This is a genomic window from Marinobacter vulgaris (assembly GCF_003344045.1).
GTDB lineage: Bacteria > Pseudomonadota > Gammaproteobacteria > Pseudomonadales > Oleiphilaceae > Marinobacter > Marinobacter vulgaris.
Genome location: NZ_QFWX01000037.1, coordinates 1 through 560 on the forward strand (window position 1 = coordinate 1; position 560 = coordinate 560).

The 560-nt window shown below is 56.4% G+C and carries 1 pseudogene; it reads left to right on the top strand.

The annotated features are described in order from the left end of the window. Positions 1-526, top strand: a pseudogene (gene livJ / locus DIT71_RS17685) (branched chain amino acid ABC transporter substrate-binding protein LivJ); the annotation flags it as partial. Positions 527-560: the final 34 nt, after the last annotated feature.

Sequence of the window (560 nt, forward strand, 5' to 3'; positions counted from 1 at the left end):
GTTCTTTGACGGTATCACCGCCGGTGAGAAAGACTTCTCGACCCTGGTCGCGCGTCTGAAGAAAGAAAATATCGATTTCGTTTACTACGGCGGCTACCACCCGGAAATGGGGCAGATCCTGCGCCAGGCGCGTGCGGCGGGTCTGAAGACGCAGTTCATGGGGCCAGAAGGTGTCGCGAACGTTTCACTGTCTAATATCGCGGGTGAATCCGCTGAAGGGCTGCTGGTCACCAAACCGAAGAACTACGACCAGGTGCCTGCGAACAAACCTGTGGTCGATGCCATCAAGGCGAAGAAACAGGATCCAAGTGGTGCGTTCGTCTGGACCACCTACGCAGCGTTGCAGTCTCTGCAAGCGGGCCTGAACCAGTCAGCCGATCCGGCGGAGATTGCCACCTGGCTGAAAGCGAACTCGGTGGAAACCGTGATGGGGCCGCTGTCCTGGGATGAGAAGGGCGATTTGAAGGGCTTCGAGTTCGGCGTGTTTGACTGGCATGCCAACGGCACGGCGACTGACGCAAAATAAACGCAAAAAGGCAACGCAAGTTGCCTTTTTTAAT